Here is a 15,344-nt window from a genome sequence, read left to right on the forward strand (position 1 = left end):
ATATGTCTACCTATGACAATGCTTCCTGGCATTACGGCGGAGATTTCCCCGAAGAACTTCCTGAAAAGAACGGAGCAACCCATACCGGAATGTTCCTGAACTGGTGCATCAGCAATCATCTGATTTCCAAAGAATTTGAGGAAGATGCCGAAGACGGGATCGAAAAAATAAAGCGCCGAGAAATCACCGGGGCCGAATTGGTTATGGATTTCATGGACGGAAAGTTTTCGGAATACGATCTGAATGATATGGGAAATGCCTTCGCCCAGGACTATTACAAAGACGAAACGGACTTTGGAAACCGGTTCAGCTCATTTGCGGATGATTACGTGAATCTTTTCGACGCCAAAGCCGAGGAGAATGATTACGAATATGAAACCTTTTATCATATTGAAGATACGTATGAAAACTATGACCTAATGAAGCAGGTAATTGATTACCGCTTTGAGGAGTGGAAAGAATATAAGGGTTTGAATTAAGAGCAAAATGGTGGACACATGAGGCACATAAGATTTTAGAGTTCAAGGCTTAAAAATATTTTTAGATCACATGAGAGAAATAAAATCTCAGATGTTCCCACGGATATTTGCTACACTTTTCATTCCGTAAAAATCGAAACATAATATTAGGAAATCCAACGGGAAAATTCACGTTTAGATTCCTCCGGAATGACAAAAACAATTGATAATAAATCTTTTATAAAAAAGTTATCGAAAATAATACTTCAAGCTTATCATTCCGTAGGAATACCAGCCGATTATTAAAGAATCGATGGAAAGATTTAGGATTGAATCCCTATAAAACCTTGATAATTATTTAGATCACTTAATCATGCTTCACCCAGATGAGCTCATCGGTATTATAGCCAACGCTTTTTGCTTTTGCCAAAAATCTTTGTTTAATGCTTTCCGGGATTTGTTTGGTGCGGGAGAGGATCCACAGGTATTTTAAATTATTTCCCATCACTAAAGCATATTGGTAATTGTCATCGATATCCACAACATTGTAGCCTGCCCAGATCGGCTTGAAAAAGGAAACCTTCAGACGGGCTTCGTTTTCACCGTTTACAAAGCGGGCCTCACCGACAGACTCTTTCCATTCTTTTTTTATATAATTATAGCCTTTGTTGTCGACTTTGATGGTGCCGTCCGGATTCCTGGAATAGGTCGCCGTTACGTTATCCATATTTTTCTCGAATTTATAATCGAACCGGGCTATCTCGTACCATGTGCCCAGGTATTGATCGACTTTAAAATTCTGAACGGCTACAACCCCTTTCGGGATTCCAGTAGCACAAGAATTTAAAATTACAAGTCCTAAAATCCCCAATGAAACGGGAATGGCCATTTTCTTCAGCATCTTCATAACGGAATATTTTTGTGGTATGTTGAATTCTTCAAAAATAATGCCTGAAAGAATTCCTGCTTTCCTGTCTTTAACAGCCTGTTTTCATTTTGACTTTATTTTTTACCTTAAAGAAATCAAGGTATCACTCTCATTGCAATACTCACTTAATTCATGGAAATCATCGTATAAAAATGAACAATAAACAGAGTTTATTTTAATTCAGAAAATTAAGAGAAATTACGGAAGGTATTGTAAATCAAATATTAACTATCTCTAAGAAAATACTTTCAGGAAATTTTCTTTAAAGCTGCCGGAGACTTCGATCTCAGTATCGTCGGAAAGAGTTACGGTTCCGCTTTTATGGTAGGATTTTACAAAATTCGTATTAATGATATGCGAACGGTGAACCCTGACAAATGGGGCTTCCAAAAGGTCGTCGAAATGCTTCAGGAAACGGCAGACCATTTTCTTTGAACCATCCGTGAGGTAGACTTGTGTAAAATTGCCATCTGCCTGCAGCCTGATGATATCTTCCGTTTTCACTACGTCAAATCCCTGTAATGTAGGGAGAATCAGCTGTTGTTTCTCGGGTTTTAATTTTAAATTTTCGAGCAGGATTTTATTCCGGTTGAGCTCTTCCCTATTCTCAATGCTTTCCGCTACTTTGTTTACTGCGACGATAAGCTCCTGGATATCGATAGGCTTGAGAATATAATAGCTTGCGGATTTGTTCAGGGCCTGTAACGAGTATTGGGAAAATGCCGTAATGAAAATGGTTTCATAAGAAAATTCCTTCGTGGCCTCCAATACATCGAAGGCATTCCCAAAAGGCATCTCCACATCCAGAAAAACAAGCTGCGGTTGTTTAGCGGCGATTAAGGGAACGGCTTCTTTGATGTTTTCCGCTTCCCCTAAAATTTCGACCTGCGGACAGTATTTGGTAAGATAGTTTATCAATACTTCCCTGGCGATCAGTTCATCGTCTATGATTACGGCTTTTATTTTCATTTGTCCGTCAGTTTATATTTAATTTCCACCAAAACTCCTTCCGTATTCTTCTTGTCCGTAATGTTGCAGTGAATATCCTGATGATAGAGATCATTCAGCAGCGCAATCCGCTCCAGTGTATTTTTCATTCCACGGCCCTTCCTGGCTTTCTGGTGTTCGGTTTTCTGTTTTTTGCTTTCTTCAATACCAATGCCGTTATCTTCGATCTTAATTTTCAGGTATTGGTTTTCTTTTTCAAAGCGCAGGGTTAAAAATCCTTTGGTGGATCTGTACCGCAGCCCGTGCCAGACGGCATTTTCCAGGAATGGCTGTATGAGCATTCCCGGAACTTTCAGGCTGTGGGTATTCAGGCTTTCATCCACATCGATTTCATAATCGAATTTATCAGAAAAACGTGTTTTCTCCAAAGTCAGGTAGTTTTGCAGCAGATCCAGCTCCTGCTGAAACGGAATAAAATCTTCTGTTGAATTTTCCATGACCCCACGCATCAGCTTTGAAAATTTGGTGAGATACTGGTTGGCTTCCAATTCATTATTCATAGCGATAAAATGGTTCACCGAATTCAAGCTGTTAAAGATAAAATGTGGGTTCATTTCGCGGCGCAGCGACTGCAAAGCAATTTTTTTATTTTTTACCTGAACTTTTTTCAGGGTCCTGAAAATAAAGATCATTAAACCCGTTAAAATAACAAGTGCTGCGATCAGACCATAGTTAAAAACGTTTTTCTTACGGATCAGTTCGTCCTTCAGCTCTTTTTCCTTCTCCAGCTGGGTGATGCGCTGTTCGGTATCTTCCAGTATTTTTTCGTCGACGAGGCTTTTGTCTTTGGACAGCAATTGCGGCAGTTTTCCCAAAAAGTCTCGATAGAGATTTACCGAAGCATCCGTATTTTCAGAAACAAGGTAAAGGCTGTCGAGCTTTTCTACACTTTTCTGCGCTTCCAGCGTATGGCCTTTTTCCAAGGCGATCGCATAGGATTTTTTTAGGAGATCGATGGCTTCCTGCGGGTCATTCTTCTTAATGTAAATATCTGCCAGCTCCCGGATCTGCTGAATCTGCTTCCTGGAATTTTCTTTTACAAAATCTTCTTTCAGAATCTTTTTCTTGGCTTCTATTGCTTTATCAAACTTTTTGTTATCTACATACAGGTCGGTAAGTTTCTGATTAATCTCCAATGCCTGTTGCGGAGCTTCTTTCTGGGAAATTTTATAGGCACTGGACAGGTTGGCTTCTGCTTCCGGAATATTGTTCTGCTGAATATTGACGTCTGCCATCTGGCTGTAGCTTGCCGCCAGCTCACCTTTATCATTTTCTTTCTCACTGAGCCTGATGTTGCTTTGAATTGCCTCTTCCTTTGATTCGGAAGAATTCGGAGAAAGCCTGGTGACATCATTGGTATTCAGCATACGGCTCTTAGGCGGGCTTACTTCTGCTGCTCTGCTGTAGTTGCTGATCGCCGGTTTGATTTTGTTCTGTTTCTCCTGAGACTGCGCCAGCTTACGGCTTACTTTCTCGATATTCTGCTTATCGTTTAATTTTTCGTAGATATTTTTTGCCTTAGTGTAATAATCCTCACTTTTCCGGAAGTTTCCGTCGTTGAAAAAGGTTTCGCCAATATTGTAGTAGGAATCGGCCTGTGCGGATTCGTCTTTGGTATCCACCGCCTTTTCCAGCTTTTTGCTCTGCACCCGGACCTCCTGCGCGACCTTATTGCTCTGGGAATACATTGTATTTCCGGAAATCATTAAGAAGAAGTACACAAAAAGTCGGAGCATTTTCATAAAACAAAGATAGACATATCTGTAATTTGCTGAAAACGATTCACCAAGTGAAACGGAATGCTCACCAAGTCTGCCGTTCTTTTCCGGATCCCGGACCTAATTTTACAGCAGAATTTTAAATTTAATACTCATGAAAAACATCGCTGTATTCGCAACTTTGATCTTATCGCAAACCTTATGTTCACAAGTTTCCGGGAATATCAATTACCGGCATCAGACCCAATATCCGGAAACGACAATCAACATTGCTACTCCTGTCGCCGATCCTGATCTGAATGAGAGGATCATCAGTGTAAAAGGAATGGCTAATGTAAAAGCTGAAAAGTACGTAGCCATTTTCAGTGTGACGCAGGTCGGTGAAAGTGCGGAAGAAGTAAACAGCCTTATCGAAAACCGGATTACTAATTCCATCCTCCGGATAAAATCTTATCCGGGAGCGGAAACCTATGTGGATATGATCTCTTTTGTTCCGGTTTATCAGTATAACGCTGAAAAGAAAACTTCGAGCAAAAAAACCTATAATGAGGTGCCGGCCGGATTTGAGCTGAAGAAAAATATCCATATCAAATTCCAGGATCCTTCCCAGCTTAATGATTTTATTGCCATTTTATCAAAGAATGAAATTTATGATCTTGTACGGGTCGATTATTTTGCCGGCAGCATTGAAAATATCCGTAAAGAACTGATGGCAAAAGCCAAAAGTTCCCTGGAAGAAAAGATGAAAAACCTGGCGTATTTTTCCGGAGAAGATTTTACCTACGCAACAAAAAATATAAATGATGGCTTCAGGACACTCCTGCCTACGGAAATGTATAAATCCTATGAAGCCTACAACAGTTCGTCGCTTGCACTTACCAGGTTTGCCAATGTAAATCCGGCAGCAAAATCCGTAACCCTGTATTATCAGCCTGTCCTCGATAAGGAATTTGATTTTGTTATCAATCCGGTGATCCACGAACCGGTGATCCAGATACTCTACGAGATAAAGCTCAGCATTAAAAGAAATCCCGAAAGAGAAAAAGCGGAAATGAATGCATTAAAGAGAGGCAGGAAGCGGTTCAGATTGTTTTAGAAATACTCATTAAAATCTCTTTATTTTTCGTATCAAAATCTTAACATTAATTGAAATTCCGTTAACAGCCAACGGTTTAGCATTGAGTACATTTGTTTAAAACCAATCATGATTATGAAAAAACACTTTTACTTTTTAAGCTTATGTGCTTTATTCCTGCAAAACTGCTCGTTTCTGGAACAGAGTGATTTCAGAGAAACAAAGATTATTTCGAGCGACCTCAACGAGAAAATCATCTATAAGTATTACCAGACCGGAATTCACGATTACAAAGTCGATTTTTATTCGGTGGATCAGTTGGGTTCTACCAAACTGTTTGAGCACGATATCAACGACGCGCTGTTAAGTTCAAATACTTATCATATTTCAGAAAGTAATGATGAGCTGATCATCAGGACCAAACTTTTTCCCGAGATCAGAAAACTCGTTACCCGAAACGGAAAATCGATTATTTTAACCAACCGGTAAACTACATTAAGGAATTGCTTTTTATATCAGTCTGCTCACCAAGTCAAACCCCAGTTTCACCATGTCTGCCGGATTTGAATCCTGATGCTTCGTAATTTTACTTTAGAAATTTAAAACAAGGAAATTATGAAATGGAAACATTTTTTACTGATCGGATTCATGGTATTCGGCAGTATGATTAATGCACAGGAAATCAAGAAAAACTTTATCGAAGTGACCGGCGTGGCCGAAATGGAGGTGGAACCGGATGAAATTATTTTCAATGTCGGAATCAAAGGAGATAACAAAAACCAGCTGGCCGACAACGAAAAACAGTTGTTTGAGATCCTGAAAAACAACGGGGTAAAAAACGAAGACATCAAATTCAAATCGATGTACCAGAATGTGTATTCCAAAGTAAAGATTTTCACAAAAAACCTTCAGTTTAAGGTGACCAAGAAAACGGATATGGGGAATCTTTTCGAAAGCCTTAATCAGAAATGGATAACGAGCATTAATATCGCTGAGATTAAAAATACCAAAATCGCCGATTTCAGGAAAACCGTAAAAGTCAATGCTTTGAAAGCAGCCAGAGAGAAGGCAGACTATCTGCTTGAAAGTATCGGCAAAAAAACAGGAACCCCGCTGGAAATCGTGGAAATTGAAGATTATACCAGTGATACCATCCTACCGATGAACTTCAGAGCAAAAACGGCTAATATCCAGCTGGAAGCTGCCGATGCCAGTGCCGATTATTCGTTTGAAAATATCGATAACATCAAGCTGAAATACAGCATCAAGACAAAATACGAAATCTTATAACATCATAAACGGTAAATGAGGGTCCCTCAATACCTGCTTATTTTGAGTGTGCAACCCATGGCAAAGAACGCTATGGGTTTTTCATCTGTAAATCCGACTTATTTCAGATATACCCTATATGTTTTATCCGATAAATAACAATTCCATCTTTCAGCCGCCGGAAAATTAAATATTGGTTTAGTTTTTGTTATCAACCTAAAATCAACCACAATAATATATACAATATGATAACGATTATTCCAGAGGCTCCTGAGAATGTTGCTGCCTTCAGCGCAACGGGAGATGTGACGAAAGAAGATTTTCAAAACCTGGTACTTCCTCATGTACAACGAAAGGTGGACGAATACAATGAATTGAATTATCTGTTGTATTTGGATACAGACCTTGATAAATTTACCATGGGAGCCTGGCTGCAGGATGCGATTTTAGGATTAAAGAATTTAACCCAGTGGAACAGGGCCGCTATTGTTACAGATAAGGAAGGCGTGCAGAATTTCACTGATATTTTCAGTGTCGTAATGCCCGGAGAATTTAAGTCTTTCCCGAAAGGAAACCTTTACAATGCTTTGTACTGGTGCAAAAACGGGAATGAAGTAGAAGCGTAAACAGCTTATTATAAAAACAACTGAGGACTGCCTGAAAAGGCAGTCTTTTTTATTTATGACCAAAAAAAAAGCTGCTCTTAGAAAGAACAGCTTTTCTTTTTATGAATCGCACGAAACACATTCCGTTGTCATTTTATTTTCATCAGGTTTTTGCGAGGCGTACAGCTGCTTGTATCTGAAAGCGATAAACAACCCAATCAGCGTCATCCCGACTCCTACCAGCGAAGGATAATTATACGAATATCCCTGTTCCAGCGGGATACCTCCGAGAAACGCACCCATCGCGTTAGCACAGTTGAAAGCCGCCTGCATAAAAGCTGCCGCCATCATTTCGCTTTTCGGCGCCGCCTTCATCATCATAATGTTGATCGGTGCCGCTACGGACATGGACAAGGCTCCACAAATGAACGTTAATGCCAATGAAATATATTGATACTCTGATAAGAAGAAAACTCCCGCCAATGAAACCATCATCAGAGACATCAACAAAACACAGGTTTTTTCCGGATTCAGCCGGTCTGATAAATAACCCCCTGCCAAATTCCCTACGACCATTCCGGCCCCGGCAAGAATCATTACATACGCCATCTGGCTCTCCTTAATTCCCGAAACAATCGTCATTAAAGGCGTGATATAGCTGAACCATGTGAATAGCCCACCGAAACCAATGGCGGTGATCATCAGGACAAGCCAGGCCTGTTTTCTTTTAAGGAATTTCATTTCTTCCATAAAATGGGTATCCTGATTGGTTTCCAGTACCGGAAGCCAGAGTTTCAGAAACAAAAGGGCCAGTAAGCCGATAACCGCAACAATAGCGAAATACCACCGCCAGTGGAAAGTATGCCCGATATACGTTACCAAAGGAACCATCGCAAGATTGGCAATGGTGAGCCCTGTAAACATCAGGGAAATATAAAAGGCTTCCTTGCCTTTCGCTGCCATTCTCGTGGCGACCACTGTTCCTACCCCGAAAAATGCACCATGCGGAAGCCCGGAAAGAAAACGGATGATCATCATCGTCGTATAATCCGGAGCAACCGCCGACAAGGCGTTGAATACCGTAAAGATCATCATTAAGGCAATCAGCACTTTTTTCGGCGGAAACTTCACCGAGTAGCCGATCAGGAGCGGTGCGCCCACCACAACTCCGAAGGCATAAGCAGAAATAAGATGTCCGGCTTCGGGAATACTGATCTGCAGGCTTCTTGCCATATCGGGAAGCAGTCCCATAATCGTAAACTCGGTGGTCCCGATTCCCAGTCCGCCAATCGCAAGCGGTATTATTCTTTTGTCAATCTTCATTGTATAACCTTTTAACTGTTAAGGATCATTGATTCCCTTTGAAAGTGCAAAAATGAAAAGAAATCCTGGTTTATACTTTAACGGGAATGATATAAATTTGCTCTCTATTAACAATTTTAATTACATTTGAACTAATTATTAATCAAAAGAGAACATAATGAAAATTCAGAAAGAAATTATTGAATTTGAAGAAGGTAAATCTTTCAAGCTATTTTCGCCATCGCTTAAAAACTGTTTCTTCTGGCATTACCATCCTGAAATAGAGCTTGTCTACGTGGAAGCCAGCAACGGGATCCGCCATGTCGGAAAAAACATTTCGGATTTTAAAGACAGCGACCTGCTGCTGATTGGGTCCAATGTTCCTCACCTTAATTTTGATTATAAGATCCAGACCGAATGTAAACAGCTGGTCCTGCAGATGCGCGAAAATTTCCTTCAAGAATATATTATTCCCGTTCCTGAATTTGAAAATATCAAAACCCTTCTGGAAAAGTCTTATTTAGGCCTATCGTTTTCTGGAGAAACCAAAAAGACGGTCGTCGATAAACTGCACCGGATGAAAAATGAAAATGCATTCTCTTCTTTTATGGGCCTTATCGAAATTCTGCAAATCCTCTCCGAATCCGACGAAGTAAAAGAACTGAATAACGAAGACACGCGCATCAAATGGTTTCTGAACGACAAGATCCGGATGGGGACAATTTACGATTATATCCATGAGCACTACGATAAAGCCCCCAATGTAAATGTGATCGCAAACAATGTAAACCTCAGCACCCCTGCATTCTGCCGCTACTTCAAAAAACAGACGGATATGACCTTCACCGATTTCGTGAATAATTACCGGATCAACCAGGCCAAATTGTTGCTGCTGCAAAATTCCTGCGTTACGGAAGTTTGTTTTCAGGTAGGATTTGAAAGCCTCTCCTACTTCAATAAATTATTTAAAAAATACATCGGGGAAACACCTTCTGCTTTTAAGAAAAAACATTTGAGTAAAATAGCGAATTAGCCTTGCATTCAATCGCAAATTTTACCGCAACAGATTCAAAAGATATTCATGCCGGATAAAAGTTAATAATTGACGCTGAATTAGAGCGTACATAAGCTTTTAAAAAACTTTGATTTTATATTTACAATTTGAAGAATGCGAATTCTGGTGGATGAGATTACTCGAAGCCGCCCCATGATCTGTGAAAAATCTGTGGCAGATTTCTTTGTATTTTGCATTAATCCAGATTCATATGTTTTCATGCTATTTGCTAATACTACGTTTAGATTCCCTGCGGGAATGACAAACATGCGTTGATATACTTCGGGATTTAAAGAAACGGTAGTTCAGTGGCTGCGTGGAATCGAAGGATATTATCTGTGAAAATCCGTGAAATCTGTGAGAGATCATTTCATCATCTATTTAAATTCAGATGCAATTCTTTTATCCCTATCGCTAATACTAGGTTTAGATTCCCTGTGGGAATGACAACATGCGGCGACATACTTCATGATGTAAAGAAATGGTAGTTCAGTGGCTGAACGGAATCGAAGGCTATCATCTGTGAAAATCCGTAAAATCTGTGGGAGATCATTTCATCATCTATTTAAATTCAGATGCAATTCTTTTATCCCTATCGCTAATACTATGTTTAGATTCCCTGCGGGAATGACAAATATGCGTTGACACACTTTATTATTTAAAGAAACGGTAGTTCAATGGCTGAGCGGAATCGAAAGCTATTATCTGTGAAAATCCGTGAAATCCGTAGGAGAAAATAAAAAATCGCTCCAAAACTGAAGCGATTGTATTTTAATGAATATGTTTTTCTGCATGATAAGAGCTTCGTACCAACGGCGAGCTTTCCACATGACGGAAGCCTAGGCTTCTTGCAAAATCCCCGAACTCGTCGAACTCTTCAGGAGTAATGAATTTCTTTACCGGAAGATGCTTTTTGGTCGGCTGTAGATATTGCCCTAATGTAATAACGTCTACATTTGCATTTCTAATGTCTTCAATCGTCTGGAAAACCTCCTCTTTTGTTTCGCCCAATCCGAGCATGACACCGGTTTTCGTTCTTCGCTGTCCTGCTTCTTTCAGATATCTCAAAACTTCAAGGCTTCTTTCATATTTTGCCTGGATTCTTACTTCTCTCGTAAGACGTTTTACCGTTTCCATGTTGTGGGAAATTACTTCCGGCGCCACATCCACCAATCGGTCGATGTGTTTCGTAATGCCCTGGAAATCAGGAATCAGGGTTTCCATGGTTGTTCCCGGGGAAATCCTTCTTACGGCATTTACCGTTTCTGCCCAAAGGATAGAGCCCATGTCTTTCAGGTCATCACGGTCAACCGACGTTAAAACAGCATGCTTGATCTTCATTAATTTGATCGAACGGGCTACTTTTTCTGGCTCATCCCAGTTTACATCCATCGGTTTTCCGGTTTTTACCCCGCAAAATCCACAGCTTCTGGTACAGATATTTCCTAAAATCATGAACGTTGCCGTTCCTTCGCCCCAGCATTCCCCCATATTCGGACAGCTTCCGCTCTGGCAGATGGTATTTAATTTATATTTGTCGACCAAAGTCCTCAGTTCCCTGTAATTCTTTCCGGTAGGAAGCTTTACACGGATCCACTTTGGTTTCTGAACGGTTGTATCCTGAACTAAATTCTCCATTGATATCTCAAATTGAGGTTCAAAGTTAGTGATTTTTTTATCGAAACAATCAAAGACCCGGATTGATGAAACATATAATTCCGTAATTTTAGGTTTAAATCTGATTTATGAAAAACACATCTTGCCTGCTGCTGATGGTGTGCAGTGTATTCTCTTTCGCCCAGAAAGAATTCCAGCCTACCGGTTCAACGGTCATTGAAACGGTTGAAGGTGATCTGGATGGTGATCGAATCCCGGAGCAGGTAATTATTTACAATACGAAAGACACTGCCGAATACGGAAACATCCGTGAAATACAGATCCTGAAGAAAGTCAATGGAAAATGGAAGATCCTGGAAAAATCAAGAAATGCGATTCTTAAAAGCCGTGACGGCGGAATGATGGGTGATCCCTACCAGAGTACTGAGATTGAAAAGGGAATTTTAATGATTACCCAGGCCGGAGGAAGCAGCTGGAAATGGGGCTATACCGACAAATACCGGTTTCAGAACGGCCGTTTTGAACTGATCGGTTATTCCTCAAGCAGCGGAAGGCCGGAAGAATACTGGACGGATGTTGATTTTAATTTATCCACCGGCCAGCTGACTTTTGAAAAGGAAGTTGAAAATACCAAAGAGTACGGAAAATCCAAAAAGGAAACATTGATAAAGAAAGGATTGAAAATAAATCTTCAGAACAGGAACCAGGAAAAACGCAGGGAAATTCTTCTGCCCAAAACGAAAGAGAAAGTTTATTTATAATTTGATACCTGCTGAGTGTTTAATGAATGAGTAAACGTCAATTTATTATTGCTTTAATTGTCTTCAAACTCATTATTCTTCAACAGTTCTGCCAAGACTTTTTTAGCACGCATGACCCGGACTTTTGTGTTTGCAACTGAAATTCCCAGCTCTTCAGCGATTTCTTTAATGCTCTTTTCTTCGAAAAATCTCAGCCGGATAATGTCCTGATAGTTGGCATCCAGCGACTCGATGGTCTTGATGATTTTTTTCTGTTCTTCTTCGGAGATCATCAGCTCTTCAGGAGATTTTGCATATTGGTTCTTTACCTCATCCAGGTTTTCGGTAGGATCTTGGTTTTCCCTGGATTTTTTTCTCCAGAAATCGATAATGGTATTCTGGGCGATCGTCAGTACCCAGGTTTTAAATTGGAAATGCGGATCGTACATATCCAGCTTGGAAAGGACTTTGGAAAAAACATTTACTGTAATTTCATCGGCATCGTTTTCATCATGAACTTTTTTCATCACAAAAGAAAAAACATCCACCCAAAAGATGTTGATGAGCCTGGTCTGGGCTTTCTGGTCTTTTTCCTTTGCCTTACCGATAAGCAGGAATAGTTGTTCGTCGTTCATTACAAACAAATATAATGATTTCGGCGGAAAAGAAAGAAGATGAAGCCGGAAATACCGAAACCACCTTCCCTATTTTGCTGTTTACTTACCACTGAATTTCTTATCTTTGCACCTTAAATTTTAAAGCAGAACATAATGAACTCTTTTATTGAAGAACTGAAATGGCGCGGTCTATTTGCCGACATGATGCCCGGAACGGATGAACAACTGGATAAGGAAATGACATCGGCCTATATCGGTTTTGATCCTACTGCAGATTCTTTACATATCGGAAGTCTCATTCAGATAAAAATTCTGGCCCATTTCCAGCAGCACGGCCATAAGCCGATTGCTTTGGTGGGTGGTGCTACCGGAATGATCGGTGATCCATCGGGAAAATCTGCCGAAAGAAACCTGCTGGACGAAGAAACGCTTCTCCACTACGTAGACTGTCTGAAAAACCAGCTTTCGAGATTCCTTGATTTTTCGGGAAGTGAACCGAATAAAGCCGAGCTGGTAAACAACTACGACTGGATGAAAAATATTTCTTTCCTTGATTTTGCAAAAAACGTAGGAAAAAATATTACCGTAAATTATATGATGGCCAAAGATTCCGTGAAAAAGAGATTTTCCGGGGAATCGGGAGCAGACGGAATGAGCTTTACGGAATTCACTTACCAGCTGATCCAGGGATACGATTTTTTACATTTGTACCAGAACAATAACGTAAAGCTTCAGATGGGAGGTTCTGACCAATGGGGAAATATCACAACGGGAACGGAACTTATCAGAAGAAAAGCGCAGGGGGAAGCATTTGCATTAACGGTTCCTTTGATTACAAAAGCCGACGGTTCCAAATTTGGGAAGTCCGAAAGCGGGGAAAATTACTGGCTGGATAAAACGAAGACTTCTCCGTATAAATTCTACCAGTTCTGGCTGAATGCCACAGATGAAGATGCTGAAAGATTCATCAAATTCTATACTTTTTTAGGCAGAGAAGAAATCGAAGCATTGATCGAAGAGCATAAAACCGCTCCGCACGAAAGAAAGCTCCAGAAAAAGCTGGCTGAGGAAGTTACGGTATGGGTTCACGGAAAAGAAGAGTACGAGAAGGCATTGAAGGCTTCGGAAATCCTATTCGGACGTTCTACCGCCGAAGATCTGGTAAGCCTCGATGAAGAAACTTTCCTGGAAGTTTTTGATGGTGTTCCTCAAAAGGAAGTTGCCAAGAATGATGTATTGGGAATAAATATTGTTGATCTCCTTTCTGAGAAATCGGGGTTTCTAAAATCTAAAAGCGAAGCAACCAGAGAACTGAAAGGAAACTCGATCTCTGTAAACAAGCAGAAGATCAACGAAGTGTATACCGCAAATGAAAATGATCTTATCGACGGTAAGTTTTTACTGCTACAGAAAGGAAAGAAAAGCTACTTTATTGTAAAGGTAATTTAATACAAAATTTTTTACATATAAAATGCGGGCGCAACAATAGATGTTGCGCCCGTAATTTTTTAGACAATAAAAAAGACCATCCGTAAAGATGGTCTTTATATCGTTGTATTGATAATTTTATAATTCTAAGAAACTGTAAAAAACAGCAGCACTCTTATCGCCTGTTCCCACTACTTTCTGTGTTTTGGCAACTTCACCGTCTACGTAGATCGTAATAATCAGTTCAGAATCCGAATAAGGAAGCGTTGCATTCGCTGCTAAATTAAGCTGAGACTGGCTTGAACTCACATACATATCACCGCTTGACCAGGTAGTTCCCGTAGGGTTGAACGTTGTACTCTGTCCAGTTCCGATCTGTGTTACCACAGTTTTGAAAGTTCCCAGTACAGCAGGGCTTGGAGCAGGAGTCGGCCCATTGGTATTTATTTTTGCTTCGAACTTAATCACATGATCCGTATATCCATCGTCGTCATCTTTCTTACAAGAATTAACCACAAAAATTACTGAAAATAGTACAGCGAATAAAAAAGAAAGTCTAAGTAAACTTTTTGATTTGTAAAATTGCTTCATTTCTCCAAATAGATTTTTAATGTTTCAAATATAGGTTTTTTATCAATATAAAAATAACTTTTATGTAAAATTTCCAACAAAGATTTCCAAATAATATCAATTTAATAAATATTTAGAACGGTATTTCCTGCCAAATATTTGAAAGGCTAACCACCTGATTTCAGACAGTTTGTCAGGCCCTTCCGATTGGTCTCATTTTTACACCGTCTTCTGAAATACATCATTATTAATTATCTTTGTCCCATGAATTTAGATTACATTGTAAGAGAACCGGAACATATTACGCCTAATACCACTATCCTTTTTATGCTTCATGGCTACGGAAGCAACGAGCAGGACCTTTTCAGCTTCAGGGAAACCCTTCCCGAAGACTGGATCATCGTCAGTTTCAGAGCGCCACGCGCCACACAGTTTGAAGGTTTTTCGTGGTATGATATCGATTTCAACAATCCTGAAAAGTTTGTAGATGTACCGCAGGCCACAGAATCCCTGAACAGCGTACTGGAAAGTATTTTAAAAATCGTGAACAATTACGGCATTACACAGGGTAAAACCCACCTCTGCGGATTCAGTCAGGGAGGCATTTTATGTTATGCGCTGGCGTTGAAGTATCCTGAAATGTTTAACCTTGTAGCGTGCATGAGCAGCTATCCGGAAGAAAAATTACTGACCGATATCATAAAGGATAAGAAAAAACTGGAAAGACTCAGATTCTTCATTTCACACGGTACGGATGACGCGGTTATCCCTTTGGAATGGGGAAGAAAGGCTGCGGATCTGTTGTATGATCTCAGCTGCTATTTTACTTTCAGGGAGTATATGAGCGGCCATGGCGTGAACCAAAAGAATTACATGGATCTGATGGATTTTTTTTCAAAATAAGTTACGGAAAATTCAGCATATTCTTTATTTTTTTATAAAACATACAGGCATT

At 40.0% G+C, this 15,344-nt stretch carries 16 protein-coding genes; 9 read left to right on the forward strand and 7 right to left on the reverse strand.

From position 1 onward, the window contains the following. Positions 1–2: 2 nt before the first annotated feature. Complete coding sequence (locus tag QE422_RS16615) at positions 3–479, forward strand: hypothetical protein (RefSeq protein WP_307460867.1); 477 nt, start codon at positions 3–5, stop codon at positions 477–479. Between the two features lie 346 nt (positions 480–825). On the opposite strand, the gene QE422_RS16620 is transcribed toward QE422_RS16615, so the two are convergent. From QE422_RS16620 to QE422_RS16630, 3 genes are all read right to left on the reverse strand, one after another. Further along, positions 826–1,365 carry a lipocalin family protein gene (locus QE422_RS16620; RefSeq protein WP_307460870.1) on the reverse strand — a complete coding sequence of 180 codons (540 nt, stop codon included), beginning with the start codon at positions 1,363–1,365 and terminating at the stop codon, positions 826–828. Positions 1,366–1,620: 255 nt separating this feature from the next. Next, the gene (locus QE422_RS16625; protein WP_307460872.1) at positions 1,621–2,355 is read right to left on the reverse strand and encodes a LytTR family DNA-binding domain-containing protein; all 735 of its coding nucleotides are present in this window, start codon (positions 2,353–2,355) and stop codon (positions 1,621–1,623) included. Further along, positions 2,352–4,136: a histidine kinase gene (locus QE422_RS16630; RefSeq protein WP_307460875.1), complete on the reverse strand. Its 1,785-nt coding sequence runs from the start codon at positions 4,134–4,136 to the stop codon at positions 2,352–2,354. Before QE422_RS16630 ends, QE422_RS16625 begins: the two co-directional genes overlap by 4 nt. Before the next feature lie 130 nt (positions 4,137–4,266). Here QE422_RS16630 and QE422_RS16635 point away from each other — a divergent pair, with 130 nt between their 5' ends. The 4 genes from QE422_RS16635 (at position 4,267) to QE422_RS16650 (ending at position 7,082) form a co-directional block, all read left to right on the forward strand. Continuing rightward, a complete protein-coding gene (locus QE422_RS16635) occupies positions 4,267–5,208 on the forward strand; it encodes an SIMPL domain-containing protein (protein ID WP_307460878.1) in 942 nt (313 codons plus the stop codon). A gap of 114 nt (positions 5,209–5,322) precedes the next feature. Further along, entirely contained in the window at positions 5,323–5,676 is a 354-nt protein-coding gene (locus QE422_RS16640) for a hypothetical protein (protein WP_307460880.1), read from the forward strand. A gap of 126 nt (positions 5,677–5,802) precedes the next feature. Further along, positions 5,803–6,477 (forward strand): SIMPL domain-containing protein, encoded by a 675-nt coding sequence (locus QE422_RS16645; RefSeq protein ID WP_307460883.1) that lies wholly within the window; start codon positions 5,803–5,805, stop codon positions 6,475–6,477. 224 nt (positions 6,478–6,701) lie between these two features. Beyond that, positions 6,702–7,082, forward strand: coding sequence for an STAS/SEC14 domain-containing protein (locus tag QE422_RS16650; RefSeq protein ID WP_294285012.1), 381 nt, complete (start codon positions 6,702–6,704; stop codon positions 7,080–7,082). Positions 7,083–7,181: 99 nt separating this feature from the next. On the opposite strand, the gene QE422_RS16655 is transcribed toward QE422_RS16650, so the two are convergent. Next, positions 7,182–8,384 (reverse strand): MFS transporter, encoded by a 1,203-nt coding sequence (locus tag QE422_RS16655; RefSeq protein ID WP_307460886.1) that lies wholly within the window; start codon positions 8,382–8,384, stop codon positions 7,182–7,184. 157 nt (positions 8,385–8,541) lie between these two features. Between QE422_RS16655 and QE422_RS16660 the strand changes: the two genes are divergently transcribed. Next, positions 8,542–9,396 carry an AraC family transcriptional regulator gene (locus QE422_RS16660; protein WP_307460890.1) on the forward strand — a complete coding sequence of 285 codons (855 nt, stop codon included), beginning with the start codon at positions 8,542–8,544 and terminating at the stop codon, positions 9,394–9,396. 792 nt (positions 9,397–10,188) lie between these two features. Here QE422_RS16660 and lipA read toward each other — a convergent pair. Next, positions 10,189–11,055, reverse strand: coding sequence for a lipoyl synthase (lipA, locus tag QE422_RS16665; protein ID WP_076395321.1), 867 nt, complete (start codon positions 11,053–11,055; stop codon positions 10,189–10,191). Between the two features lie 107 nt (positions 11,056–11,162). Here lipA and QE422_RS16670 point away from each other — a divergent pair, with 107 nt between their 5' ends. Further along, positions 11,163–11,795 carry a hypothetical protein gene (locus QE422_RS16670; protein ID WP_307460896.1) on the forward strand — a complete coding sequence of 211 codons (633 nt, stop codon included), beginning with the start codon at positions 11,163–11,165 and terminating at the stop codon, positions 11,793–11,795. A 53-nt stretch (positions 11,796–11,848) separates the two neighbouring features. Here the strand turns inward: QE422_RS16670 and QE422_RS16675 are convergent, their stop codons facing one another. Then, positions 11,849–12,409 carry an RNA polymerase sigma factor gene (locus tag QE422_RS16675; protein ID WP_307460898.1) on the reverse strand — a complete coding sequence of 187 codons (561 nt, stop codon included), beginning with the start codon at positions 12,407–12,409 and terminating at the stop codon, positions 11,849–11,851. A gap of 135 nt (positions 12,410–12,544) precedes the next feature. Between QE422_RS16675 and tyrS the strand changes: the two genes are divergently transcribed. Continuing rightward, entirely contained in the window at positions 12,545–13,840 is a 1,296-nt protein-coding gene (gene tyrS / locus QE422_RS16680) for a tyrosine--tRNA ligase (protein ID WP_307460901.1), read from the forward strand. A gap of 117 nt (positions 13,841–13,957) precedes the next feature. Here the strand turns inward: tyrS and QE422_RS16685 are convergent, their stop codons facing one another. Further along, the gene (locus tag QE422_RS16685; RefSeq protein WP_307460904.1) at positions 13,958–14,410 is read right to left on the reverse strand and encodes a hypothetical protein; all 453 of its coding nucleotides are present in this window, start codon (positions 14,408–14,410) and stop codon (positions 13,958–13,960) included. Positions 14,411–14,653: 243 nt separating this feature from the next. Here QE422_RS16685 and QE422_RS16690 point away from each other — a divergent pair, with 243 nt between their 5' ends. Further along, the gene (locus tag QE422_RS16690) at positions 14,654–15,292 is read left to right on the forward strand and encodes an alpha/beta hydrolase (protein ID WP_307460907.1); all 639 of its coding nucleotides are present in this window, start codon (positions 14,654–14,656) and stop codon (positions 15,290–15,292) included. Positions 15,293–15,344: the final 52 nt, after the last annotated feature.

This window comes from Chryseobacterium sp. SORGH_AS_0447, assembly GCF_030818695.1.
Classification (GTDB): Bacteria; Bacteroidota; Bacteroidia; order Flavobacteriales; family Weeksellaceae; genus Chryseobacterium.